The sequence below is a fragment of the Bradyrhizobium sp. USDA 3364 genome (assembly GCF_054056355.1).
The window spans coordinates 993,855-1,019,554 of record NZ_JBSRYG010000002.1 but is presented as its reverse complement, the minus strand read 5'-3'; the positions used below and the strand labels follow the sequence as shown (position 1 = coordinate 1,019,554).

14 protein-coding genes and 12 pseudogenes are annotated in these 25,700 nt (G+C 58.7%); 17 read left to right on the top strand and 9 right to left on the bottom strand.

Features of this window, described 5'->3' with window-relative positions; genetic code table 11:
- Positions 1-1,066: 1,066 nt before the first annotated feature.
- On the bottom strand, positions 1,067-1,975 hold the full coding sequence (locus ACVILL_RS04905; RefSeq protein WP_456728090.1) for a TauD/TfdA dioxygenase family protein: 909 nt from the start codon (positions 1,973-1,975) through the stop codon (positions 1,067-1,069).
- A 1,020-nt stretch (positions 1,976-2,995) separates the two neighbouring features.
- Between ACVILL_RS04905 and ACVILL_RS04900 the strand changes: the two are divergent.
- Positions 2,996-3,230: pseudogene (locus ACVILL_RS04900) on the top strand (IS66 family transposase); the annotation flags it as partial.
- 642 nt (positions 3,231-3,872) lie between these two features.
- Here ACVILL_RS04900 and ACVILL_RS04895 read toward each other — a convergent pair.
- From ACVILL_RS04895 to ACVILL_RS04885, 3 genes are all read right to left on the bottom strand, one after another.
- On the bottom strand, positions 3,873-4,667 hold the full coding sequence (locus tag ACVILL_RS04895) for a class I SAM-dependent methyltransferase (RefSeq protein ID WP_456728089.1): 795 nt from the start codon (positions 4,665-4,667) through the stop codon (positions 3,873-3,875).
- 390 nt (positions 4,668-5,057) lie between these two features.
- Positions 5,058-6,152, bottom strand: coding sequence for a pyridoxal-phosphate dependent enzyme (locus ACVILL_RS04890; protein WP_456728088.1), 1,095 nt, complete (start codon positions 6,150-6,152; stop codon positions 5,058-5,060).
- A gap of 452 nt (positions 6,153-6,604) precedes the next feature.
- Positions 6,605-7,737 (bottom strand): IS3 family transposase gene (locus ACVILL_RS04885; protein ID WP_456728087.1). Its coding sequence is split into 2 segments (ribosomal slippage): positions 6,605-7,482 and positions 7,482-7,737, totalling 1,134 coding nucleotides; the frame shifts between segments, so codons are not numbered across the junction.
- Between the two features lie 199 nt (positions 7,738-7,936).
- On the opposite strand from ACVILL_RS04885, the gene ACVILL_RS04880 reads away from it, so the two are divergent.
- The 6 genes and pseudogenes from ACVILL_RS04880 to ACVILL_RS04855 all read left to right on the top strand — a co-directional run.
- Entirely contained in the window at positions 7,937-8,086 is a 150-nt protein-coding gene (locus ACVILL_RS04880; protein ID WP_456728086.1) for a hypothetical protein, read from the top strand.
- A gap of 436 nt (positions 8,087-8,522) precedes the next feature.
- Positions 8,523-8,663: pseudogene (gene cpsB / locus ACVILL_RS04875) on the top strand (mannose-1-phosphate guanylyltransferase/mannose-6-phosphate isomerase); the annotation flags it as partial.
- Positions 8,664-8,793: 130 nt separating this feature from the next.
- Positions 8,794-9,408, top strand: a complete 615-nt coding sequence (locus ACVILL_RS04870; protein WP_456728085.1) for a hypothetical protein — start codon at positions 8,794-8,796, stop codon at positions 9,406-9,408.
- 12 nt (positions 9,409-9,420) lie between these two features.
- A complete protein-coding gene (locus ACVILL_RS04865) occupies positions 9,421-10,023 on the top strand; it encodes a hypothetical protein (protein WP_456728084.1) in 603 nt (200 codons plus the stop codon).
- Positions 10,024-10,201: 178 nt separating this feature from the next.
- Positions 10,202-11,384, top strand: a pseudogene (locus ACVILL_RS04860) (IS3 family transposase).
- Positions 11,351-11,650 (top strand): annotated as a pseudogene (locus ACVILL_RS04855) (IS481 family transposase); the annotation flags it as partial. The pseudogenes ACVILL_RS04860 and ACVILL_RS04855, both read left to right, overlap by 34 nt.
- A gap of 215 nt (positions 11,651-11,865) precedes the next feature.
- On the opposite strand, the pseudogene ACVILL_RS04850 reads toward ACVILL_RS04855, so the two are convergent.
- The 3 genes and pseudogenes from ACVILL_RS04850 to tnpA all read right to left on the bottom strand — a co-directional run.
- Positions 11,866-12,159: pseudogene (locus ACVILL_RS04850) on the bottom strand (transposase domain-containing protein); the annotation flags it as partial.
- Between the two features lie 51 nt (positions 12,160-12,210).
- Positions 12,211-12,501, bottom strand: a pseudogene (gene tnpB / locus ACVILL_RS04845) (IS66 family insertion sequence element accessory protein TnpB); the annotation flags it as partial.
- A gap of 55 nt (positions 12,502-12,556) precedes the next feature.
- Positions 12,557-12,979: an IS66-like element accessory protein TnpA gene (gene tnpA, locus ACVILL_RS04840; RefSeq protein ID WP_456728083.1), complete on the bottom strand. Its 423-nt coding sequence runs from the start codon at positions 12,977-12,979 to the stop codon at positions 12,557-12,559.
- A gap of 171 nt (positions 12,980-13,150) precedes the next feature.
- Between tnpA and ACVILL_RS04835 the strand changes: the two are divergent.
- A pseudogene (locus ACVILL_RS04835) lies at positions 13,151-13,356 on the top strand (transposase); the annotation flags it as partial.
- A gap of 184 nt (positions 13,357-13,540) precedes the next feature.
- On the opposite strand, the gene ACVILL_RS04830 reads toward ACVILL_RS04835, so the two are convergent.
- Positions 13,541-13,798 carry a LexA family protein gene (locus tag ACVILL_RS04830; RefSeq protein ID WP_456728082.1) on the bottom strand — a complete coding sequence of 86 codons (258 nt, stop codon included), beginning with the start codon at positions 13,796-13,798 and terminating at the stop codon, positions 13,541-13,543.
- A 42-nt stretch (positions 13,799-13,840) separates the two neighbouring features.
- On the opposite strand from ACVILL_RS04830, the pseudogene ACVILL_RS04825 reads away from it, so the two are divergent.
- The 3 genes and pseudogenes from ACVILL_RS04825 to ACVILL_RS04815 form a co-directional block, all read left to right on the top strand.
- A pseudogene (locus ACVILL_RS04825) lies at positions 13,841-14,936 on the top strand (IS630 family transposase); the annotation flags it as partial.
- 1,434 nt (positions 14,937-16,370) lie between these two features.
- Positions 16,371-17,567, top strand: a complete 1,197-nt coding sequence (locus tag ACVILL_RS04820; RefSeq protein ID WP_456728081.1) for a cytochrome P450 — start codon at positions 16,371-16,373, stop codon at positions 17,565-17,567.
- Between the two features lie 25 nt (positions 17,568-17,592).
- Entirely contained in the window at positions 17,593-17,901 is a 309-nt protein-coding gene (locus ACVILL_RS04815) for a 2Fe-2S iron-sulfur cluster-binding protein (protein ID WP_456728080.1), read from the top strand.
- A 273-nt stretch (positions 17,902-18,174) separates the two neighbouring features.
- Here ACVILL_RS04815 and ACVILL_RS04810 read toward each other — a convergent pair.
- A pseudogene (locus ACVILL_RS04810) lies at positions 18,175-18,393 on the bottom strand (transposase domain-containing protein); the annotation flags it as partial.
- Between the two features lie 202 nt (positions 18,394-18,595).
- On the opposite strand from ACVILL_RS04810, the pseudogene ACVILL_RS04805 reads away from it, so the two are divergent.
- From ACVILL_RS04805 to istB (ACVILL_RS04780), 6 genes and pseudogenes are all read left to right on the top strand, one after another.
- Positions 18,596-19,444: pseudogene (locus tag ACVILL_RS04805) on the top strand (IS66 family transposase).
- A gap of 7 nt (positions 19,445-19,451) precedes the next feature.
- Complete coding sequence (locus tag ACVILL_RS04800) at positions 19,452-19,625, top strand: IS66 family transposase (RefSeq protein ID WP_456734166.1); 174 nt, start codon at positions 19,452-19,454, stop codon at positions 19,623-19,625.
- A pseudogene (gene istB / locus ACVILL_RS04795) lies at positions 19,591-20,443 on the top strand (IS21-like element helper ATPase IstB). Before ACVILL_RS04800 ends, istB (ACVILL_RS04795) begins: the two are co-directional and overlap by 35 nt.
- A 1,020-nt stretch (positions 20,444-21,463) precedes the next feature.
- Complete coding sequence (locus tag ACVILL_RS04790) at positions 21,464-22,999, top strand: porin (RefSeq protein ID WP_456734165.1); 1,536 nt, start codon at positions 21,464-21,466, stop codon at positions 22,997-22,999.
- Between the two features lie 292 nt (positions 23,000-23,291).
- The gene (gene istA, locus ACVILL_RS04785) at positions 23,292-24,602 is read left to right on the top strand and encodes an IS21 family transposase (RefSeq protein ID WP_456728079.1); all 1,311 of its coding nucleotides are present in this window, start codon (positions 23,292-23,294) and stop codon (positions 24,600-24,602) included.
- A pseudogene (gene istB, locus ACVILL_RS04780) lies at positions 24,602-25,460 on the top strand (IS21-like element helper ATPase IstB). Before istA ends, istB (ACVILL_RS04780) begins: the two are co-directional and overlap by 1 nt.
- Positions 25,461-25,700 lie beyond the last annotated feature (240 nt).

Genomic DNA, 25,700 nt, shown 5'->3' with positions numbered 1-25,700 from the left:
CTTAGGCTCAGTAGGTGCCGGCTTTTTGCTCAGTAGGTGCCAGCTTTTCCTATTGGACGCCGCCTTGTACGGTCACTTTAAATGCTTCTACCGAGAACTCCGTACTCGACGGTGATGACGCACCGTTGCCGGACGAGCAATACCTGCACCTTTGCCACTATGCAGAAGGCGGTGCGAGATCGCAGCGTTTTAAGATCAAGCGCGCTACGAGCAATCGAGCAGGTCTCCGACCAGATGCTTCGGGGCACCGACATTCGAGGCCTCCAACAGATCGCAACCTCAACCTTTGTGGCTGCGCTTGGAACTCCAGCTTGCCCTATGCAGGAGCGCCTGGACCGATCGGATCAGCGATTACTTCGGCAGCTTTCAGAAGCTGACGCAGGAACTGGGTGCGCGCAGGTTCAAAACAGACGTGCGGCGGTTGGGACTATTGTTCACACCGAGGGGCTCAGCTTCAAAGAGCGCTTCTGCCGGCCGAGCAGGATCGCCGCGACATCGCTCTGTAAAAAGGAGACGCTGAAATTCCCACGAAGGCGGGATTGACGCATTGCGCCTGATTCTTCGACGGGACGAGGATCAAAATCAATATGGCTTCCGCGGCTGGGGGCGAGAGGGTAACGGCTCCAAGCATCGACGCTCTTCGGCTAATGGAAGAAAATGATCGTCATCGCAGCGTCGCGCCACGATCAGCTCAAACGCAAAGGTTATCGATGGCCCCATCAATGGCAAGCGCTTTACCCTCTACGTCCAGAATGTGCTGGTCCCCACCCTGGCAAAGGACGAGATCGTCATTCTTGACAACCTCGGCAGTCACAAGGGCAAACCTGCCACGGTGCGATCCGTGCTATCGGACCGCATTTGCTCGTCGTCCCGCCCTACAGCACGGATCACTATCCGATCGAGAAGGTCTTCGCCAAGCTCAGACAGCTACTCCGAGCGGCGGAGCCTCGCGAGGTCGAGGCAAGCTGGCGGAGGTCGGCGAACTCCTCGATCTCTCCTCAAAACAGGAATACGCAAATTATATCACTCAGGCTATGTTTGCGTATAGGAATATCATACTCTCAGACTACGAGGTCGGCTGCTCGCCGACCGCGACACGGGCGACACTGCGCCGACCGTTGACGCTGACAGGCACCTCCCCCTCAACCATCGTACGATGAACGACGCGAGGTTGGTCGCCGTAATCCATAGCCGCATAGTGCATCGTGGCGCGGTTGTCCCAGATAGCAACATCACCCTGCTTCCAATTCCAGCGCACAGTATTTTCTGGCGCAATGATATGGGACTCAAATAGATCGAACAGCCTCTGGCCGTCATACTTCCGAACGTCAACAAAGTATTCCCAATAAGAGCCGAGCAACAGCGTGCGCTCGCCGGTCTCGGGGTGGACACGTACGACGGGATGTTCGGTCTCGAACCTCGCCCCAATAGTGGCATCATCATAAAGATTCTTATCGGCTTCGCTAGGGCGGGCAAATATGACCACGCTGTGAACAGCCCAGAGGTCATCGGCAAGCCGTTGCAGCGGTCGCGGCAAGTCCAGATATGCGGTTGCGGTGTTCGACCACATCGTGTCGCCACCAAGTGGCGGTATCACAACGCCCCGCAGCACCGAAATCTTGGGATAGGCATGTCGGCACGACCAATCCATGTGCCAAATGTCGGCCCGGAAAGGTGGGCGTACGGAAGCAATCTCGAGGGTCGAGATCGTTCCCTTGTTAGCACCATAAGTCGGGTTCGACGCGAGCTTCCCAAAACGCTTAGCAAAGCGCTCCTGCTCGACGTCGTCAAGATGACCTTGGTCGCGGAAGAAGATGACCTTGTGCTCAAGCAGCAGGCCGTTTATCGTAGTTATGATCTCGTCCGGCAGATCGCCCGATAGCTTGATGTTCCTGATTTCTGCGCCGATGCGCGCCGCGCGTTTGACGACATCGGTACGCGGAATGGAATTATCGATTAATACCCTTTCACTCATTGTGGCAGTCTCCAAGATTGCGGTTTCTTTTTTCGCCTGACAAAGCTATTTGTTGTCACAAGAAAAGCATTGAAGGAATTGTCGGACAAGTCAGGCCCCCCGCCCCTCGTTAGGCGCTTAATTCATGTCGCCTTCGTTTGCTAATGGCCAATGTTACATGTTTCAATTGCCACCACACCTACCTCTCCTGGTGGGCCGATCTCACCTGATCGATGTCGGCACCGTCTCACAACCGGAAGGTAGTCTCTATAGACCACGCGCGTGTTGGAAGAGGAATGAACAGAGGGATGTTGGAGGTCTGGGGTCAATCCTTCCATCTTTTTGAGGCTGGATCGTGGTCGAGTAGCTCAGCCATTTGGCTTTCGCCCTCACAAATCCGGGCATTCCCCTTTCCTGCACCCCAGCCCTTCCCAAGAGTAACCCGCGTCACATCCGAGCCTGCGCCCATGTGCCAGTGATGCCTGGAGTTGGCAGGCGGAAGCGGGCCGTGAGGGTCTCGAACTCCAGCAAACCCATGCGCCGACTTTTCTGACTGCGCCATCTCAGACAACGCGGCCAAGTCCGACGCACTTGGCGGTAGAGAAGCCGCTGACCGCTGGATAATTGTGCGGCCTGCCATGGTAGCCGTAGTGCCCGTGCAGCACAGCGGCGAAGCTAACGATCGGTAAACGAGCGGATGAGCATCCGAGAGCGCTGGACGACATTGCCCGCGACCTAAACGTCGATAGTTCGGGGGCGGATCGCGTACTACGGGCAATACATGCGCTCGGCGTTATATCCGATGGCCCGCTACATCAACCAGACAATCTGGTTGTAACGAAAGTACAAGCGCTTCCGCCATCGGTTGGGGCGCGCTCGCATCTTCCTGGAGAAGATCGCTCGCGGTAACCACAGACTCTTTGCTCACCGGCAACTCGGTATTGGCGGCAAGCTTGTCTGATGGGAGCCGGGTAAGCTGAGAGCCTCCCGCCAAGGTCCTGCGGTAGGCCGGAGGTGAAATCCCTCCGGCCTACTCACCCGACGGTGCCGGTCCTAGCCAAAGGGCAAGACCGATACGGGACGGTGCTGGATCTACGTTCGGGACGACCAGCCGTTTGGCGGCACGGACCCGGCAGCAGCGATGTTCTACTACTCACGCGACCGCAAGGGCGAGCATCCGCAGCGGCATCTGGCCCGGTATCCCGGCATCCTTCTGGCCGACGCCTATGACGGGTACAACCAGCTCTATCTGGTCGGGCGCCAGCCCGGGCCGATCCGGACTCGATGCATCACGGCTACTACGGTACTCGGCGCGCAGGTACACGATGCCCATTGCACGCCTGAAGCGCAAGAACACTTCAAAGTGGTGACGAGAGGGACCTTACTGACGTGCGTAGTCATGCCGCTCGAGCGGACAGTGCTGATGCCGGCGTCCAATTTCGGCAGAAGTTCGTCCAGCCGATAAGCCGGCTGAACGGCGACGATATCGGTCATGCTGAACAATCTGCAGATAATTCAAGGCCCAATGAGTCGACGGCTGGCTCTGTTTCAAGACCAAACGTCGATACTACGATGCTCGAGAGAAGCCACAGCGTATCAGGTCTTCAACGATTCAAGAGTCAACGACGCCAGTATGGTTCGGTCGGTTGCGCGTCAGTTTGGATGGAAAGACGTTCAACTTGTCGACGACGATTTCGGCCGGTCCGGCAGCGGGGCCGTCAGAATGGCGTCTAGAGAAACTACTTGGGCGTTCTTCTCTACGATCGTGCGGACACTCATCATGTCGTGGATCATCAGTGGTTCTGTGTATTGTTGGTGCCAGCAAGCCGATCCTACTTAGTACCTTATCGATAAACCACAAAGAGTCCGCCAGCTATGGTGCGAGGCGCGCCTGCGGACGGCTGTGCTGGCAATCAACTCACACGCGTTGTGCATGCCATGCTGCAGACCGAAACCGCAGGCTCTCCGGCTGCCGCCTTCGGAAGGTCTCCGCGATCATTTGTAGTATAGAGTTCCAAGCCTCGGGGGAGACCTGACTCGGGATATCATGTCTCCCAGTCCAATAGTTGACATACAGCTCCTCGCTCATGGACACCGCTTCAGTAACAGCGAGATAGACACAACTTCCGAAGCCGGGATATTGGTTGAGGAGCGCCTCGTAGGTTCCCATCTGCCCCATGAGTGTGGTACGCGCCCGTCGTATGGCAGGTGCCATGTCTCGTATGCGATTTTCGATCTCGAGTTGAAAGGGATCCGTCTCGAGATCTGCGAGCACCTGCGCTATTGTGAAGAACCCGCGAGGCCGCAAGATTCGCATGCTCTCGCGAAGCGCTTCGCTAGCGTTCGTCAGATGGAACGACGTGCTGTAGCAAACCCAATCTATCGAATCATCGGCCAGCTTCGTACATTCTCCCGACGCATTTATCCAATGTACGGCTGGATAAGTCGGACCTAGCCTTTGCCCGACCGCAACCATTTGACTCTCAGGTTCGACGGCATAGCCTGAAAGTCCCATGTCAGCTAGGACATAGGCAATCGCGCCCGTACCCGCGCCAATATCCCCGAAGACCGGATTTTCGGTCAGGTGCTTCACCTGATCAACAAGCATCTGAAGCAGTCGACGTGAATAGGGCGGGAAAGCAGGATAGAACTCGGCTATCTCAGAAAAGCTTCCAAACGACGGCGTATTAGCAGCTTGCATCATCTTCTCCATCTCGTTGATCGTCGTTAGGGGGCAGCGGACGCACCAAACTTCGAGTTGTTGTTACGTACGCCCTACCTTTGCAAAGAGTACCGTGGCTGACCTAAGCGCGCCCGATTGCGACATGCGACGAGCCGAAGCATCGACGAGAGTGTTCGCAATTTTACGTCATGATGCTGTTGCATGCCGATCTCTTTGCTGGTGACGGTTTGACCGCGCGCCGCCTATCGAACAGTTAGTTGGCGTCCTTTGTTATCGAGATCAATCACCAGCGTTGGTAGTTGATCTCAGAGGCCGGCGTAACCACGCGTTTGGCTGGTTCTATTCTGCAGACTTCATGGCGCGCAAATTCCCCATGCCTTCCGTTCCACGCGTCAGTCATCACACTGCGCAGCACTTACTTTACGGATTGTATCCGGCGGGACGTGGAGCCGGATCGCTCCCGGTGACGTCTCGGTACCTGCGTCGTCCCCATTGGAATCGACACCATCCCTCCGACACCTCATCCAGCGAACTGATATCCGTCGGTCCACCCCAATCCCGAACGAGGTCCTCATTCCAGGTATTCAGCCACGCTGGATTAAAAATTGTCTCTGAGTAACGAACGCCGTGATCCGGTAGAAGAGTTAGAACATTCTGCGAGAGTTCCTGAGCTGCGAGCCACTCCGCAACTGCAAGAGCAGCGCCACTAGATGGCCCAACAAGCATCCCGGTGCGTCGATGGAAATCGTGGACCTTTTGCACCATTTTCGGCACCGGCATCCAATGGACCTCATCGCAAAGCTTGAAGTTTACATTGCCCATGGGAATTCCTGCTCCCATCGCCAAAATATTCTCAAACGTTTCCCTGCACATCTTGCTAATCCGGCTAGCTTGGGCGCCAAAAATCACGCTTCTATTGTGATCGACAGCAACCACCCTCAACCGCGGATTCTCGCGTTGCAAGACAGACGCGATTCCAAAAAGTGAGCCGCCGCTGCCGACCGTGCCAACGATCACATCGATCTTTGGTTGTGAAAGGAGAACTCGCTCGGCGATTGGCCTATAAGAGAATGAATTCAACGGATTTGTATACTGTTGCGGCCAAAAGCTATCGGGAACCGTAGAGCGCAACTCGGCCAGGACCTCTAGGCGGGCTTGCTGAATTCCACCCTCGCAGTTCATGCTGGCGCGAACTGTATGCAGAACCGCGCCCAAATTCTCCAATCGCCAGCGAACGATTTCGGAGATTGGACCGGTAACCAGCGTGAGGCGCAGGTCATACAAGGAACACACGATAGATAAAGCTAAAGCAAACGTGCCAGAACTACTTTCAATTACGTGTCCGCCGGAGCACAATTGTCCGCTAGCCAGAGCGGAATCTAGAATGCACTTCGCCGGAGTGAATTTCATAAGATCGAACTTTGCAACGATGAGGTTGTGCGCGACCTGTACGAACGTTGGGAAGGAAAGCGATTCGACGATATTTGGGATGAACGACTTTGTAGGTGGATTCATGCTTCGCTTTCCTTTCTCTATCGGACGAGATAGCCAGATAGCAGAATTCCCAGCCTGCAATCATTTTGCTCGTTTCGTCCTGTTTGGCGCCGATGTTTATTGCGATGTGAGCCAAGCCAGGCAGGATCACGATGGTGTGACCTGTCGTGACTCATGCTCTTTCGTAGCCTCGCTATAGCGGTTTCCCCAGACTTGCCGATACACCTCCCGCGGCCTCAAGAAATCAAAACTTGTGCCACTTGGGCACTTGGGGCTGAGGAAAATAACTTCGTTTCGTCTGGCAGAGCTAGACAGTCGATTGGCTCCGTCCCCAAATCGGACTGCCTTCACGCGCTGCTGTCGGGCCGCCTTTTCTTTGCAAAGCTCCTCAATATCGGCGCTGAGCTGCATAGAGCTGGTCCCGGTTGTCTGAACAGAATCTCCGCGTCGAATAAGTGGAGGCTCTGCCGGGGTTAGGCCGCCATGCGGATTGGCAGCGGGTTGAAGTAGGCTTGATCCGGTGTGCCGCCGTCAAGGCTCGAATGTGGACGTCGGGCATTGTAAAAGTCCAGGTATCGGCCGATCGAGGCGCGGGCGTCGGACACGCTGTCGTAGGCCCGCAGATAAACCTCCTCGTATTTGACGCTGCGCCACAATCGCTCAACGAACACGTTGTCCCGCCAAGCTCCTTTACCGTCCATGCTGATGGCGATGCCGTTGCTGGCGAGCACGCCGGTGAAGGCCGAGCCGGTGAACTGCGAGCCCTGATCCGTGTTGAAGATTTCAGGTCTGCCGTGACGCGCCAAAGCGTCCTCCAGTGTCTCGACACAGAACGCCGCCTCCATCGTGATCGAGAGCCGCCACGACAGAACCCGGCGGGTCGCCCAGTCCAGCACGACAGCGAGATACACGATGCCGCGCGCCATCGGGATGTAGGTGATATCCATTGCCCAGACCTGGTTCGGGCGCGTGATCTCCACGCCGCGCAGCAGATACGGATAGATCTTGTGCCCGGGCTCAGGTTTGGTGGTGCGCGGACGACGGTACAGCGCCTCTATCCCCATCCGCCGCATGAGCGTTTTGACATGCCGGCGGCCGACCTTGCACCCCTCGGCAGCCAGCAGGCCTCGCAACATTCGCGAACCGGCGAAAGGGAACTCCAGATGCAGCCGATCAAGCCGTCGCATTGTCGCGAGATCGTCGGGCGACACCGGGCGCGGCAGATAATAGACGCTGCTACGGCTGATCTTCAAAACTTCCGCCTGCCTGGTGATCGACAGATCGTGCTCACGGTCGATCATCGCTTTGCGCTCAGCAATCCCGCCTTGGTGAGCGCTCCTTCTAAAAAATCGTTCTCCAGCGTCAGTTCTCCGATCTTAGCGTGCAGCGACTTCACGTCGATCGCAGGCACGGCGGGCGCGGCGCTGCCAGGTCCAAAAACTCCGGAAGCTCCACCCTCCAGCTGGGCTTTCCATGCCGTAATCTGATTGGGGTGAACGTCAAAGTGCTCGGCCAGTTGAGCTATCGTTCGGTCGCCCTTGACAGCGTCCAGCGCCACCTTCGCCTTGAAAGCCGGTGTGTGGTTCCGGCGTGCGCGTCTCGTCATCGTCTCTCCTGATTCGCGGGACAATCTTGCCCGCCGTCAGGCAGAAACTCCACTTATCGCCCTGTTCAGATTTACGGAGCCGGCTCTCCCGCGTCGATGCCCTCCGTTCAGACGGCGTAGCCATGCACGTCAACAAAGTTCATGCCGTCTTCACAATCGGTCGCGTCGCAAACGACCTCGGCGAAGAACTGGCTCTGGGATGTGGCTAACGGAATGGACAGAGGATGGCGTCACCTGGTTTTATGGCACAGGTGACGATGGTGTCATGGCGTTCACCGACTTCGGCATCGAAAACCTGATGGAACTCATCAGGATACCCAAGGAAAACTCCGAACGCTTCAAGCGGTGAAGTCCGGTGGGTTCACTCTCCGCGGCATAGCTCGGATGGATAAGTTGAACAGTGATACGGACCGTATCTAGCCGGAATGGCCGCGCCGCGTTGTCGGGCTTCGGACCTCGCCGTCCACAACCGGACACGGCTGGCCCACGGTCCGTCTTTATTCCTTCTGGAGCAGGAGACGGCCTGATGCTCAGGGTCGATGGTGAGACTTGCCGACCCTGAATTGACGACTAGGAAGGCGCAGATGGCGCTGGCACGCTCGTTGCTTCTGGGATGCAGCAGGTGAGAAGGCACGCAAACAGGTAAAGATGAGCAAGGCTATCGTTCCCTTTTGCCCATGCGACCCGCTTCCGACAGAGACACGAGTCCGCATACGCGCCACGTTTGGCAATGGCTTTGGAAGGCAAAATGGTGCTGCGCATGGAGTGTGACCGTCAACTAGGAAATCAAGATTGTCCATGAGAATGAATCGATCTACATCCCCATGCATCGGGTGGAAATTCCCGGCAGGATCCTGCTGGAATTGATCGATGTGCAGACCGGCAGCTATCCCGGCGAAGATGATATCGTCAGGATCGAGTCGGATAGTGTGATAGATTATCGGCCGGGCCATCGTAGTTGTCTGCGGCGGAGTGAGGCATTGGGCTTGTTCTTGGCTCTCGCGCCGACAAGCCAAATGGGGTTCTGAAACGGTACGCATCGATAGAATGTTCTGAATGTCGAATATTTTGAAACTGCTGCAACGCCTGAACGGCCGCAAGAAGCCTGCCGCGACGGTCATGGCCGAAGCTGAGGCTGCATTGCCAGAGCACACAACGTCGGGTCGCATCGGCGCAACTGAAAGCTCGCCGCCGCCGTCTGAAAGAGCGGACGAGACGCCAGAGGTGTTGAGCTTCGCGCGTAGCGGCTCAGGCGTACAGTTCTTCAAGAGCGGGTTCGCTTCTCAAGAGCCTTGGGGCGTATGGACTATCGACTCTCAATCCCGGCTTCAGAGTCCGGCTCGCCAGCATGAGAGCGCTGAATTGTGGATGCACTTCCAAGTTTTCACGCGGCCGAAGGGGCGGCCGAGCGGCTTTCGCCTCAAGTTCAATGGACGAGATATCGGTGAATCTTCGCTTAACCATGGAAAATGGGGCGAGGTCTACGAGAGGACATTTGAAGTGCCAGCCGAAGTGATGGATGAGGCGGTGGCTAACGTCGAGCTCGAGGTTCTGCGCCAGCGTGCACCAAACGAGGGTTCCCCAAAGGATATTCGCCTACTTGGGATTGGCCTGCAGTCTGCGAAGCGGACAACATGCAACAGTTCGGATGATTACCGAGCAGCGTTCTGAGGGGAGGGGCACATGGGCGGCGCGATTAGAAATTTGTATGATATCACCCAATTCTTCAGCGTCTTTGTTGAAACAGGCACCAATCTCGGACATACGACTGCTTTTGTTGCAAAGCACTTCGCCAAAGTTCATACGATCGAGCTTTCGCGATCTCTTCATGAAGACACAAAGAGGAAATTGTCACATATCCGAAACATTGATTTCATTCATGGAGATTCTGCGGAGGTGCTTCGTGATCTATGTGCTACGATCGAGGAGCCGGCCGTTTTCTATCTTGATGCACACTGGTCCGGCGGCGTGACGGCTCATGGTGATGAGGAAGTCCCATTATACCACGAACTGGCGTCCATTGCTCGTCGTCCGTTCTGCGATCTCATTATCGTTGATGATTACAGGCTCTTTGGCAAGAAAGGTAAGACGGGCACAATTGGACACGTCCAATATCCACCTATCGAGTTTGATTGGCGAAATATTACCGTTAAGGGGTGCCTTGAATTCTTCCCTGAGACCCAATTTTGTCGGGAATTCGTAGTCCGTGACGATCGCCTTTTCTTATTGAAGCGCCAGCAGAACGATCCGCGCACACCAATCACCTTACAGGATCTAGGTGTTTAGTCCCAAGCTTTGATGGTGCATTCTTGTCTCACGATTCGAAGGATGCACTATGGGCAGGTTTTACAGGCTGCGCCACCACGACGGATGCAGTCCGTCGGGCAATACAAAGTGGTCTGACCTTGCCCCACAGGCTTAATCCAGTTTGAAGTTCGCTCTGGCCCAAGACGAGGACCAGAGCATGAAGCGCAGCCGCTTTTCGGAAGAGCAGATCATCGGGATTCTGAAGGAGCACGAGGTCGGGGTTTCGGTTGCCGATCTGTGCCGCAAGCACGGCGTCAGCGACGCCAGCATCTACAAATGGAAGGCCAAGTTCGGCGGGCTGGAGGTGTCAGAGGCCAAGCGGCTGAAGACGCTGGAGGACGAGAACACACGGCTGAAGCGGTTGCTGGCTGATGCCATGTTGGACAACGCGGCGCTCAAGGACCTCGTGGGAAAGAAATGGTGACGCCCGCGGGAAAGCGGAAAGCTGTCGCCCATCTGCGGGAAGCATTCGGGATGAGCGAACGACGGGCGTGTAAAGCCATCGGCTGCTGCCGCATGACCATGAGATATCGGACGACCCGGGCGGACGACGCCGGCCTTCGCCAGCGCATGAAGGCGATCGCCCAGGAGCGCCGCCGCTTCGGCTATCGGCGCCTGCACGTGCTGCTCAAGGGCTATCTGATCAACCACAAGAAGCTGTTCCGGCTTTACCGGGAGGAGAAGCTTGCAGTGCGCCGCCGTGGCGGCCGCAAGCGGGCAATCGGGACCCGAGCCCCGATGACGGTGCCGATGGCGCCGAATGACCGCTGGTCGCTCGACTTCGTATCGGATCAGCTCACGGACGGCCGCCGCTTCCGCATCCTGACCGTGGTCGATGACTGCACCCGCGAGTGCCTGGCGCTGGTGGCTGATACCTCGCTCTCGGGCAGCCGGGTGGCGCGGGAACTGGACCGGCTGATGAACGAGCGTGGCAAGCCGAAAATGGTGGTCAGCGACAACGGCAGCGAGCTGACCAGCAACGCCATCCTGACATGGGCCGATCAGAGCCGTGTCGCATGGCACTACATCGCGCCGGGCAAGCCCATGCAGAATGCCTTCATCGAGAGCTTCAACGGTCGGCTGCGGGATGAGTTGCTGAACGTGACGCTGTTCTCGTCGCTGGCCCAGGCTCGCGTCGCACTCGGATGCTGGCGGCCGATTACAACGATGCACGACCACACTCGCAGCTCGGATGGAAGACGCCCTCCGAGTTCGCCTTCACCTGCCACCCGCGCCGGGACCTCGCGCTGCGCTATGCCGAGAGCTCCGCGCCAGCTCCCGTCACTACCACCGCCCAACCGGGCAAATCCAACTGCCAGCGCGAACTCAGGACTGGATAAAACTTGGGGGCAAGGTCAGGTCAAGAGAGCTGAGAGCACTCGCCAAGCGTTACGGATCAACCAGAAGACTGTCGCGAAGTGGAAGCAGCGCGAGACCGTCGCCGATCGTTCGACAGACCCCAAGGAAGCCAAGTCGACAGTCCTTTCCATCGAGGAGAAGGCGATCATCGTCGCTTTCCGGCGGCATACGCTGTTGCCTCAAGGCTTATCCGATCGGCCATTTCCACATCGATATCGCCGAGCTCCAGACTGCCGAAGGCAAGCTCTACCGTAAGCGTAGCTCTGCGGCCCTTTTGAATGGCGCTTGACGCCTATTTTGTTCGCGTGGCGCGTCGCCGCGGTATCCATGTGTCGGACAACGCGTTGACGGCGGCTTCGAGCGCCTTCCGGTCGACGACGTTGGGATTGAACCGCTCCGGGTCCCAGAGGCGCATGTGTTCGTGCTCGGGAGGGCCGGGATCGCTGATGGCGGCGAGGTATTCGGCAAATCCTCCGGCAGCTGACCACGGTTGGCTCTGCGCTCGGCCGTCCTCTTCTCGCAGGTTCTGGGATTGACGCGATCCTCGGCTGCTTCGAGGACCATGACGGCCTCTTCGATGTCCTCCAGAACAAGCTGCAGCTGATCAGCGTCCAGCTTTTCCGATGACCGACCGAACTGCGCATCTTTTGCAAGCTTGAGCAACCGCTCGAGCCTGGCGCAGCGATCCAGTAGAGCCGCGGCAAAGACGCGCAACTCGGCCGGATCGCTCGGCAGCTCATCAGGCAAATCACTCATTGGCCCAAGTCTGCCATGCTTCGCGCCACGAGGCAGCGAAGATTTGTATCTTTACGCAAGCGCTTTCGGCTGCGGGGTCCGAAGCGCGTGCATCTGCGTCCAATCCATGCCGGCCACCAATGCTGACAGCTGGGCTGCATTCATCCGCATCACACCGGCCACGATGGGGGGCCATTTGAAGCTGCTGCCATCGAGCCGCTTCCAGTACATCACAAGGCCGCTGCCGTCCCAGACGACAATCTTCACTCGATCGGCGCGCTTCGCACGGAACACCACCGCCACGCCCTTCATCGGGTCATGGCCCAGCGTCTCCTTCGCCAGCAGCGCGAAGCCTTCCGCTCCTTCCTGAAGTCGACAGGCTGCGTCGCCACGTAGATCTTAAGGCTCGCGTGTGGCGTCAGCATGAACGTGTCCGTCGGAGCGCAATGAACACATCGCTCAATACAGCAAGGCCAGGCGCCCCGCGCACCTCCACGCGCGCGCCCTGGAACTCAACCGTCACAACGGCGGCTTCCGGCGACCCGGAGGGGTCTGCGGCCGCAGGCAACGCCGTTTCCGACATCACCGGCACGAACGACAGCGTGTCCGCCGACGCCGGCAGTGCCAATTGGCCCAAACGCGCCCGGCGCCGCCAGTCATGCACCTGCTGGGGCCGGCAGCCATGACGACGGGCGACGTCTGTGACAATCGCCCCCGGCTCGAGGCTTTCCGCCGCAATCTGCGCCTTCAAATCATCCGGCCAGCGCTTGCGACCTGCGCCTGCGAACACTTCAATACGCGGCGACAACGGTCGTCTTATGTCGTCAGAATGGTCGTCCATTGTGAGCACCCTTTCAGAAGATGACTCTTCTAACGGTGCTCTCAAGACTCCGCACAAACAATCCAAAGGGCCTCGGCGCTACGCTTACGCTCTACCTCTATGTCGCAATCGATCGCACCAGTAAGTTTGCCTTCGTGCACTGGTCGAGAAGACAGGAAGAACTTCATCCTCGGAATAGGGCCTGTCATTGCGACGGCTCTTGAAGCTTTGGTCCCGCCGCCCGAGACGTTCAGATCCGGGCAAGACTTTTGCGGCCCGGATCGGCTTGACTCCTTTACAAAAGTCGACGGGCGGGAAACAGAGAAATGGGGCGTACCTTGCGCATGGGCGAACGGATTTTACGTCGACTTTTGATTGTTGTGTGTTCGGCCGTCGTACGTTGGGCGAACCACTCCTCACGCGCGGCATAGCTTTCTAAGTTTCAGGTCCAGCTACCGATGCCTAAGGACTGCTGAGCGAGCACACAGCGCGCGGACCAAATATCGGAGGAGGCGCTCGCGCTACTGGTCTGCTTCCCACCTAGTACCTCTGCACGCTGATTTTGACCGATCGAACTCTGGATCAGAGTAGATCCGGCAGTTGGTCGGGATCAACGAGCAGTTCGATGCTGCGGGATGTCCTGGGTTGCCTTCGGATGAAGCCGGCCCGCTCGAGCGTCAGCACCATTTGGTGAACCGATGGTGGGCTGACGCGGAAGTATTCCTGCATGTCGGTTTTGGCCGGCGACCGGCGGTGCAACCGCGTGTACAGGTGGATGTAGGCCAGATGTGGGCCCTGCTTGGCGGTGAAGGTTTTTCCCGAGCGGCTCACGTCGGCCATCCGATTCAACTGTGATCTGTGCCTCAACGCGAGGAGGCACGGATGAATGTACGCTATCGGGTCGAACTGAGCCAAAGCGAGCGCGCGGAACTGATGCAGCTTACGTGCGGCGGCAGCCGGCGGCGCGCAAGCTCAAGCGAGCCCAGATCCTGCTGGCAGCGGACGCCGGCCTCAGTGACGAGGACATCGCCACAAGTGTCGGGGTTAGCGGCTCGATGGTCTACCGGACCAAGCGGCGCTTTGTCGAAGGCGACCTGGAGCGGGCGCTGAGCGAAGAGCCGCGTCCCGGAGCAGAGCGCAAGCTCAGCGGCAAGAAGAAGCCCTGCTGGTGGCGACCGCCTACTCGAATCCACCGCCCGGCCGCGCCCGTTGGACGCTGGAGCGGTTGGCGGACGAAATGGTCAAATGACCACGCATGAGGACCTGTCGGGCGAGACGGGGCACCGCCGTCTGGCCGAGAGCGATCTCAAGCCGTGGCGCAAGGACATGTGGTGCATTCCCTAGGTCGATGCCGACTATGTCGCCCGTATGGAGGATGTGCTCGATCTCTACGCCGAAGCGCCCGATCCGAAACGACCGGTGGTCTGCTTCGACGGGAGCCCGATCCAGCTCATCGGCGAAGTGCGCCAGCCGATCTCACCCAAGCCAGGCCAGCTCGAACGCTACAACCGCGAGTACCGGCGCAACGGCAACGCGAACCTGTTCGTGATGTTGGATGTGCACCGGCCCTGGCGCAAAGGTCACCGAACGGCGTGCCGCAGAAGGACTTCGCCGCCTGCATACGCGAGCTCACCGACCTGCACTATCCCCACGCGCCGAACGCATTCGCGTGGTGCTCGACAACCTGTCGACCCATTCGCCCGGCACGCTCTACCAGACCTACGCACCCGCCGAAGCACGACGCATTCTGCGCCGGTCGGAGTTCCACTACGTCCCCAAGCATGCCAGCTGGCTCAACATGGTTAAGATCGAGATCGGCGTCCTGGCCCGCCAATGCCTCGACCGACGCATCGACAGCCACGCCCGGCTCGCCGCCGAAACCGCGGCCTGGCAGAAGCGGCGCAATGCCGAACGCGCCCGCATCAAATGGAAGTTCACAACCAAAAAAGCCCGCGCCAAAATGGGCCGCGCCTCCCCCAAAACCCGCTGCCAAATTAGGCCGAGCTCAAAGAGTCAAAACCTCCGTGATGAGGTACTAGAGGAACTGCTCCAGTGGGCGACGGAGCCCGTTTCATGCGCGATTGTAACCATGTCCTGGGTAGCCCTTTGCGAATCCCCTCCGCTGCTGTACTCCTGCCTCCTTCGCATTTGTAGGCTCATGCAGCTCGCGATTGAGACTCAGGGGGAGCACGTCATTCAATTGAAGGATGACCTTCGATGGGTTTTCCGCCTGCTGTCATCGGTCCGCATTCACAGAGTCCATTGGATCACCAGGAAAAGGTTGCGTCCAATTAGCAAATTTCAATTTTCCGAAGCGGAGATCCGCACTATCCTTCACCGCCAGTGGATGGTGGAGGCCTCGGATGTTGGATGCGGCTACCACGCACTGATACGCGCAGTGCTTGACGAGGTCTGCAGGAATCTCTCACCATACCAAACTGGTGTTCGCGCCTATGTTGCTTCGAAAATGTTGGAAGCAGCCGCTAGGCAATCCGAGCGGCATCGAAGTTCGCGTTCGCAGGATTTAGGAAGAGTACATCATTTTCATTTCGCTCTTGCGTGAGCGATTATATTGCGATACTATATATACTAGGTATCCGTTGGTCGAAAATGCCCGGCGGATCCGGGAACGGAAGTCGAACTGATCCTGTAACTTTCGGGAGAATGCCCTTGCGCTCTCCCAAGAGCGCAAACGATTTCATATCACGTACAAGTTGCCCGAAACGTTCATGACGTGAGCAAGCGATACGTGCAGAAGGCGTGCCGAATGCGCAATCATGACCCTCGGGGATCCGTACAAGCAGATTGCGCGCATAGGCCATATTCATGTCATCAGCCACCCGATTGCCAGCACGGTTGTTTGCCGACCGCTTTGTACACCCTGCACTTGAGCGTCCAAGGGTGCGATCTGTCGTAGTTCTGCATTCAATGCGGTTCTAAGCAGAGCATCGTTCAGGAATTCCCTCGCTGCGGCGCTCTACATTGCCCGAGTCGATCCTAGGCTTGATGTTAGGATTTATCGTCCCGCTGCATTTCGCGTGCAAACCTGCGCAACGCAGGGCTTTTTTGTGCACTTTTGCTGCTCCTTTTGGAGCGCCGTCTGGTCAAGCGCTTTGCGTTTGTTTGCCGCGCCGGAATCTGGCCACACTCGGGCGCCGGTCCGAGTTTCCCGTCATCGAAGACGATCCGTACGACAATCCGGTCGTTTATCTGTCGCGCCCCCGAAGGGGTTGTGCCAGCGTTGGGGACGACATGCTTCGTCACCAAGCCCCGGGACTTGAACATGTCTTGACCCTCGGATTCCATGAGAGTATACTCGGTATATCTTAATGCTTAGCATCGTCGCCATTGCAAGTTGAAAGGGCAACACATGAACGCCTCTCAAATATCTCCGGACTCTGGACAATGGTCCATGCTGTCGCTTGCAGATGAGGATCCATTTCCCGCTTACGAAGAGTTGCGAAAGCGTGGTGAGATCGTCTGGGATCCCGGAATGAATTGCTGGCTCGCGTTGAGCTATGGCGTGTGCAGAGCAATCGAAACGGATGAGCAGAACTATCGAATTCTGCCTACCGATGCACCTCGTTGGACGTTTGAGATTAAAGGCGACATTCCTGAAAATCCCGTCCAGATTGGTTACGTTGTCGGAGACGAGCATGTGCGTATGCGGCAGTTTTACTTGAAATTTCTGAGCCCAGCGCTCATGCCGAAGTATCGAGTGGAACACGTCGTACCAGTCATAAACCACCTGATTGATCTCTTTGTAAAACGGGGTAGCGCGGAGCTTGCATCCGAGCTTGCCCTCGAAGTGCCGAATCGGGTGATGGGTTCACTCTTTGGACTTTGTTGGAAAGACGAAGAGCTCATGGCCGAGATTTCGCGGCTGCACGACGACATCGTTCCTTGTATTGGCAGGAAGTACGCCGACGAGGATTTGAACCGGAAGGCAAAGCTTGCGTCCGCCAAGCTGAATGAAATTTATCGACCCCTAGTGGCTAAACGAAAGGAAGAACGCGGCTCCGATTTTATTAGTCAGGTCTGGACCTGCGCTCAGGAGGAATACGGTCAAGACGTTAGCGAAGACCATGTGCTTGCCCTCGTAAGAGAATTGGAGCTTGGCGCGGCCGACACGACGTCGAACGCGGTTGCCAATGCGATTTACTTATTCCTGTCTGACCCCGTCATGCACAAAGCCGTGTCGGAGGATCAAGGCGCCACTCTCAACCTATTTGTCGAAGAGGTATTGCGCCTCCTCGGATCGGTTCAGTGGCGGTTCCGAAAGGCCAATCGGGATGTCTTCATTGGGGGGGTGACAATCAAAAGTGACGACGTGATCTGTCTCCTGCACGCAGCTGCGAATCGTGATCCAGAGCACTATGCGTGCCCGCACACGATGGACTTGCAAAGGAAGCCGCCGACTGACCACCTGGCCTTCAACGTCGGGCCGCGTATCTGCTTGGGCATGCACCTCGCGCGACTCATGATACGTGAAACGTTGAAGACGCTATTCACCCGTCTTCCGAATGTGCGTTTGGATCAAGGCAAGGAACCCCCGAGATTCCGCGCTTTCTCGCACCGCTCGTTCGGGCCATTGCATGTGAAATTCTAAGGAATTCGAACTTATGAGATTGATAGTGCAAGACCAACTGGGTGAGACAATCGAACTGAATGATGTCTCAGCGCCAACACTAATGATCGCTATTCGAGATGCAGGCCTTGATCTGACGGCGCAGTGCGGTGGATGCGCATCGTGTGGAACTTGCCATGTATACGTTGACGACTTTTGGGCCGCAAAGCTCAAGCCGAGAAGTGAAACCGAAGACGAGATGCTGGACGTGGTGGAGGGCCGCCAAGAGAACTCCCGGCTTTCTTGCCAGATTGAGCTGACAAGAGAGCTAGACGGTTTAACTGTGACGTTGGCGCCTGGCTCCGGTTTTGCCTGAGGTAGCGCAGGCGGAGAAATGCGCCAGCGACGCTCGGCGCGACGACTGTATAGCTTTCACTACGAAAGGCTGGCGGATGGGGGACGCATGGCATCTACGACTACGAGATCTCACCTCTCTGAACTCGAACCTAAATCCCCATCGCTGGCTGTTCATCATCGGCAACGAGGATATTGGGCGCAGTTCCGTGCGCATACGACGAAGACCGCCTGATTGACGCATGCGCGCGGGCACGGCGCGCTCTATGATGGCGTTGCGTGAAGGTCAGGCAGCCTACTGATCGGCGGGCTTGTCGACTTGACGCAGGAGCTTCCACTCCCAAGGCAGAAGTTCGTGCAGGCGCGAAGCGGGAAGATCGGCGATACGGGCGAGAACGTCGGCGAGCCAGGCGTTGGGATCGACGTCGTTGAGGCGACAGGTCGTGATCATCGTCAGCATGCTGGCGGCACGGTCGGCGCCACGCTGGCTGCCGGCGAAGGTCCAGTTGCGCCTTCGTGACCAATTGAACGACGTCGGTCGCACTATTCCACAACGGCCCGCGAATCAGCTTGAGTGCCGAGCGTGAGCGAGACCACAGCTTCCGACCGACATCGAGGTGCTGCAGGCGCTGGTTGCGGCGGCACGCGCAGAGCGCGACGCGGCGATCGCAAGGTGCGAAAATGCGATCGCCGAACACGACCAGGCGCTGTCGCAAATGCATCGCCTGCGGCATCTCTCGCGCCAGCTGCAACGCGCGCAGTTCGGTCGCCGCTCGGAAAAACTCAATCCTGAGCAGTTGCAGCTGGCGATCGAGGACATCGAGCAGGCCGTTGCCTGCGATGAGGCGGCCCAGGACAGGAAGGACGAAGCAGGCGCACGCCAGCGCCGCGCCGGCCGTGGTGCGCTTCCGGCCCATCTGCCGCGTATCGACGTCACGATTGCGCCGGAAGATACCAACAGTCCGTGCTGCCGCGCGCCGATGCAGGTGATCGGTGAGGAGACCTCACGGCGACTCGACCTCATCCCGGCGCAATTCCGCGTGATCGTCACCCATCGTCCCAAATACGCCTGTCGGGCCCGCACGGATGGCGTGGTTCAGGCGCCGGCACCGGAGCTGCCGATCAAGGGCGGGTTGCCGACCGAGGCGATGGTCGCCCACGTGCTGGTCGCCAAATATGCCTGGCACCTGCCGCTGTATCGACAGGCCCGCTGCCGGCGCAGCGCATCGACATCAAGCGCCCGGTCCTAGCGTTTTGGGTATGCGGCCGCGGAGCTTCGTCCGCTCTGGCTTAGGCTGCGCGAGATCATCCTGACCACGAGCAAGATCGCGGTCGACGAGACCACAGCACCGGTGCTCGATCCCGGCCGCGGCCGCAACAAGAAGGGCTTCTTCTGGGCGATCGCGCGCGACGATCGGCCGTGGGCCGGAGCCGATTCGCCGGCAGTGGCCTACGCGCCCGGTCGCGGCGCCGTCCATGCGTCCTCAAGCTGCTCGACGGCTATCGCTGCATCGTGCAATGCAACGGTTATACCGTCTACAAGACCATTGCTGAACCGCGCCTGACGCGGCGATCACGCTCGCTTTCTGCTGGGCTCATCTGCGGCGGCGCGTCTTCGACGTTGTCCAGGACGGTCCTGCCCCGATCGCGAGCGAGGCGCTCGAGCGTATCGCCGCTCTCTATGCCATCGTGTTCGTGGCAACGCTCGACAATGACGGCTACCGAAGTATCAATCGATCGGCTTGACGCCATGCTGGCGCGATTGCAGATCTCCGGCATCCGCGACCAGCTCGACAATCTGCTCGACTAGGCGGCGCGCGCGCGAACCTGTCGGCGCGTGAGACGCTGATCCTACTGTACGAGGGCGAGATCGCGCGCAAGGATCATCGCCGCATCGAGATGGCACTAAAACTCGCACACTTCCCGGCCGTGAAGGACCTTGCGGACTTCGACTTCGAGGCGCAGCCGTCGATCGATCCGAAGCAGATCCGCGACCTGGCTGCGTCACGTTGGATCGCCAACGGCGAGAACGTGCTGCTGCTCGGCCCGCCGGGCGTCGGTAAGACGCACTTGTCGATCGCGCTCGGGCGCGAGGCGATCCTGGCCGGTTACACGGTGCAGTTCACCTCGGCGACGACGCTGGTCGTTGGCCTGGCCAAGGCGTATGGCGAGCGGCGCCTGGACGAGAAACTGCTCGCGCTGCCGGAGCCAAAGCTGTTGATCGTCGATGAACTCGGCGACCTGCCGCTGGAGCCCGACGGGGCGCATCTGTTCTTCGAGCTGGTCAGCCGGCGCTACGAAACCGACGCCATGCTGATCACGTCGAACCGCGGCGTTGCCGAATGGGCACCGTGTTCGCCTATCCGCTGGTCGCCACCGCGATCCTCGACCTGCACCTGCACCACAGCTACGTGCTGACTATCCGCGGCGACAACTATCGGCTCCGTGCCAAGTGGAAGAACGGCCTCATCAAGCCGACCGCCGCTGATGCAGAGGCTGGCAGCCCTCATAACTCTCATGCGGTTCGGGCTCGCAGCAAAGTCTGGCCGACCTTGCCGACGTGAAGTCGGCGGGCGATTCTATTACTGCGGTCCCGCCGGTCGACTTGTTCCTCGCCAGCTTGCGAGCGGTTTGGAGAGAGGGCTCATCTCGACGGATACCGGCGGATCCTCTAAGCGAAGCGAGGTCGTTGCCGCCTTGATCCGCTCGTTCAGGTGTCCCCACAGCTACGGGGGCGGTTCAAGCCGAGCCGTGGCGAGCCGTCGCCGGGCTCCTGAGGAGGCTGAAAGTGCAATATCCGGGCGCGTACCCACGCTAAGCTGCTGCGAACGCTTCAGCGCCGTCTCAAATCCTGGCGCAGCGAGCAGGCAAGTGCGCTGCTGTTTGGATCGGCACATCATGCTACGCAGTTCGATGAGACATCGGTTGCGCGGTGAGAGCGCCCGCATCCGTGCGGGGGAGGCAGGTCGATACGCAACCCCGGCCAGCTTCACGACCGGCCTCCCCCGTACCGAGCGGGTGTCTTCTTGGGAACAAAATAAATGCGGCGACGATCACCTCTTCGGGATCATTCCTCCATGAGGCAATACGAGGTCTCACCTTCGCCGCCGCCCGTCATGAGTCAGTTCTCTTTAAGACCCATCACGTACCAGTGCGTTCTGGCTCGATTCCGACACGCCGGATGACGGGCGGGAGAGGATTGCTCGAAACGTACAGGGCTCGCGACCAAAGACTGCAACGTCGCGCCGCTAAAGGGTGGTGCACATCTCGTTTCGGTCTGGGCTCGCAAAGCTATTGAATCTCGCCATATCGCGTGACCAAGCAAAGAAAGCCAAAATTTTGATCGATACCTTGGTACCGGTCGTACCAATATGAAGCGGTTGGATCACAGGTCTTCGGATGCTCTGGATAAGTGTACGTTTCGTACGAATGTTTCGGACCAATTGTGAAAGTTATCTGTCAACTTTGATCTCGCGAGCGGAGTGGAACCTCTCGCGTATATTCTGTTTTGGAAAGGCCGGGGGGGCGAAGATGGTTCGTCGCTGGTTAGCGACTTGTCCACCTTCAAGTTTGGAGGAACTTTTATGCAAATGGCGAAGACTCTTTTACTCGGTACGGCCGCGAGTTTGATCGGGCTGGGGGCGACGCAGGCAGCTGATCTGCCCGCAAAGGCAAAAGCGATCGAATACGTGAAAATATGCTCGTCGTACGGCCCGGGCTTCTATTACATCCCAGGCACTGATACCTGTTTCAGGTTCGGCGGTTATGCACGTGCTTGGATGGAGGTGAACAATAACGGGATGGGACTCAACCCGGATTACGGAGCGGGTGGCGCAGCGAACCGTTATAGCAATGGCTACACGTTCCGATCTCGTGAATTCACGATCGTTGATACCCGTACTGCAAGTGAGTACGGCACGGTTCGTACCTACGCTGAAGTTTTGTTTCAGTGGACGTCGGGTACCTACAGCGGGGCTGGCAATGGCTCGACCGTTTATCAGTCTATCGGTGGCGTCTCCGCACCAAACAACGCGAATCCAGGTGCGGTAGCTTATGGTGCGGTCGGTGTGTGGACCGCCTTTCTCCAGTTCGCTGGTTTCACAATCGGTAAGGCAACCTCGCAGTTCTCTACGCCATGGGCCGAGTATCCCGGAAACTACGCTGAACTTCCCGGCAGTAGCGCTTATGACCAAGTCAACCAGTTCAGTTACACCGCTGATTTCGGTAAAGGCATCACGCTTTCATTCTCAGCACAGGATCAAGTACAGCATGATCAAACTGCCGTCTGGAACGTGAGTGCGGCATCGGCCGCGGGTATCGCCACGGGGACATATGGTGGCAACGACCTCGCGGGTACCGTGGCTCCAGACCTTGTTGCGGCCCTTCGTGTTGATCAGTCCTGGGGACTCTTCCAAGCGTCATTAGCTGCCCACGACAATCATGCGGCCTACTATGGTGCTACTGAGCTCACCGGTCATCCTGACGATAAGTGGGGCTGGGCTGGTCAGTTGGCGCTTTCCATCAAAAACATACCAACGGGTCCCGGTGACTCGATCAATCTCACAGGCGTGTATACGAATGGTGCTTCACGTTACAACTTCCAAGATGGTCTCCTGAATGTCTACGCTAAGTACGGCAGTTCGAGCTTGCCGGGTGTTTACCAGAGCGTCGGAATTGCTGGTGTTTCCGATACTGTATTTGTTGCAGGCTCCGGGCAAGAGTTGACCACGACGTATGGTTTCAACGGCGCCTTCAATCACAACTGGGATCCGCACTGGACTACGAGCATCTTTGGCGGCATCGGCTTTGTGCGCTATAATAGCACCGCCAAAGGCTACATCTGTGGAGCGTTCGTTGCCAATCTCGCTCTTTCCAGCGGCATGGGGGGCTGTAATCCCGACTTCAGTTACGGGATTGTTGGCACAAAAACTGCTTGGACTCCGGTCAAGAATCTGACCTTTGCGGCAGAGCTCGAGTACAGCATGCTCCACCAAAATTTCGCGAGCGGAAGTACGGTGGCTCTCCCGCTGCAATCGGGCATCGGAAAGCCGGCTGCCTTGTATGAACTGAAGGACCAAAGCAGTATCGGAGCCCAGCTTATCGTCACACGCACCTTCTGAGACACCATCTAATTCGCGACTAAAATCTCAGCTATAGACTTCGACTTGCCTCCAAGAAGGCCTCCGGTATGACCCGCCGGAGGCCTTATTGGGTTCCAAATACAGTTCGTCAGAACGGCGTGGAACTGGTGACCTGCCACTGAATTTTCATCCAGCGGCAGTTAGAGTCTCGCGGTTTTGCCACCCACCCAAAAAGGCGGGGCCGATCTTTCTGGTGTCGCGCGCCATGGAAAACTGCCCCCTCGGCGTCATGAGGAATTGCCCCCTCCTTGGATAGCCGAGGAGAGAGCGAATGAACGAGGAACGAATCACGGAAGGCTCGTCGTGGATTGATCCACGGGGGCAGGTGATGAAGACGCCGGATGACGTGGCGGAGATGTTGCGCCTGAGGACGTGCGGGTGGGGTCTGAAGCGGATTGCGCGGCAGCTGGGCTGTAGCCATCACACGGTGAAGGACTACGTGGCGTCGGGCGGGGTGAAGCGGTTCCAGTCGCCTGAGCGCCCGAAGCGGCTTGACGGCCTGGAAGGCTGGCTGCGCGAGAGGTTCATTCGGCACCGCGGCAATGCGGATGTGGTGCGCCAGGACTTGTTGGCCGAGAAAGGCGTGGCAGTCAGTCGGCGAACGCTGCAACGCGCCGTGCAGCCCTATCGTCAGGCGCTGAAGGCCGAAGCGCTGGCGACGACGCGGTTCGAGACGCCCCCGGGTCGGCAGCTACAGATCGACTTCGGCGAGCGCCTGGTCGAGATCGGCGGGGTGAAGATCAAAGCATTCGTGTTCGTGGCGACGCTCGGGCATTCGCGGCGGCTGCATGTGCGTGCGTTCCGGGCCGAGAAGCAAGAGCACTGGTTCGCCGGGCTCGAGAGCGCATTCACGACCTTCGGCGGCGTGCCGGAGGAAGTGCTGATGGACAATCCACGCGCGCTTGTGGTGCGCCACGACGCGGTGAGCCGGTCGGTCCAGTTTAACGACAAGCTCATCGCGTTCGCGAAGCATTGGGGCTTCCGTCCTCGTGCCTGCGCGCCGTATCGGGCGCGCACCAAGGGCAAGACGGAGAATGGCGTCGGCTACGTGAAGAAGAACGCGATCGCAGGGCATTCCTTCGCGAACTGGGTGGCATTCGAGGTGCATCTCGCCGAGTGGGAGCGTGAAGTGGCGAACGTGCGTATCCACGGCACGACCGGCGAGGCGCCGATCGCTCGCTTTGCGCGTGACGAGGCACACCGGTTGAAGCCGCTCGGCGGGCAGCCGTCGTTCGGATTGTTGCGCGAACTGACCCGCGTCGTCGGCAACGATTGCGCCGTCGAGATCGACACGAACAGCTACTCGGTGCCGTGGCGGCTGATCGGCGAGCGCGTGGCGGTGACGGATGCGGCCGGCGAGGTGCGCATCCGCCATGGCATGCGGGAGGTTGCGATCCACAGGCAATCGGAGGGGCGCCGGCTGCGGATCGTCGATTCCGCCCACCTCGACGGGGTTGCTGGTCGCAATGGCGCGGTCTGCCGACCGGCAATCGCGGCACCGACAGTGCCGGCGCCTTCTCCACTGCCCTCGTTGTTGCGTCCTCTTGCCGAATACGAAGCAGCAATCGGAGGGAGCTTCTGATGGCGCGCACAAAGAAGGCTACCGAAGCACCAATCGATCGGCTCGACGCCATGCTGGCGCGATTGCAGCTCTCCGGCATTCGCGACCAACTCGACAACCTGCTCGACGAGGCGGCGCGCGCTAACCTGTCGGCGCGTGAGACGCTGACCCTGCTGTGCGAGCGCGAGATCGCGCGCAAGGATCATCGCCGCATCGAGATGGCACTAAAACTCGCACACTTCCCGGCCGTGAAGGACCTTGCGGACTTCGACTTCGAGGCGCAGCCGTCGATCGATCCGAAGCAGATCCGCGACCTGGCTGCGTCACGTTGGATCGCCAACGGCGAGAACGTGCTGCTGCTCGGCCCGCCGGGCGTCGGTAAGACGCACTTGTCGATCGCGCTCGGGCGCGAGGCGATCCTGGCCGGTTACACGGTGCAGTTCACCACGGCGACGACGCTGGTCGCTGGCCTCGCCAAGGGCGCATGGCGAGCGGCGCCTGGACGAGAAGCTGCTCGCGCTGGCGAAGCCAAAGTTGCTGATCGTCGACGAACTCGGCTACCTGCCGCTGGAGCCCGACGCGGCGCATCTGTTCTTCCAGCTGGTCAGCCGGCGCTACGAAACCGGCGCCATGCTGATCACGTCGAACCGCAGCGTTGCCGAATGGGGCACCGTGTTCGCCGATCCGGTGGTCGCCACCGCGATCCTCGACCGCCTCTTGCACCACAGCCACGTGCTGACCATCCGCGGCGACAGCTACCGGCTTCGCGCCAAGCGAAAGAGCGGCCTCATCAAGCCGCCCGCCGCTGACGGCCCTCCGGTCGGCTCCGCCTCCCTCCGTCCCGTCAGCGGCGGAGCCAACCTTCAACCGACACCATGAACCCGAGGGTGGGGGCAGTTCTTCATGACGCAAAGGGGGCAGTTCCGGATGGCGTTTGACATTTCTGGGAGACCTTAATCGGCCGTCGTTCCAGCATGGTCCCAATCCAGAGGGGACTTTCAAGGCTCATTTTGCGAGCTTGATGGTATGCATCCCACGAGCGCCGTCTAACGTCACGCGTGTTAATTCGCGAAGCGTTTGACCTTATGTATGGTCCGGCCGTGCGTTTGCGAGAAGATT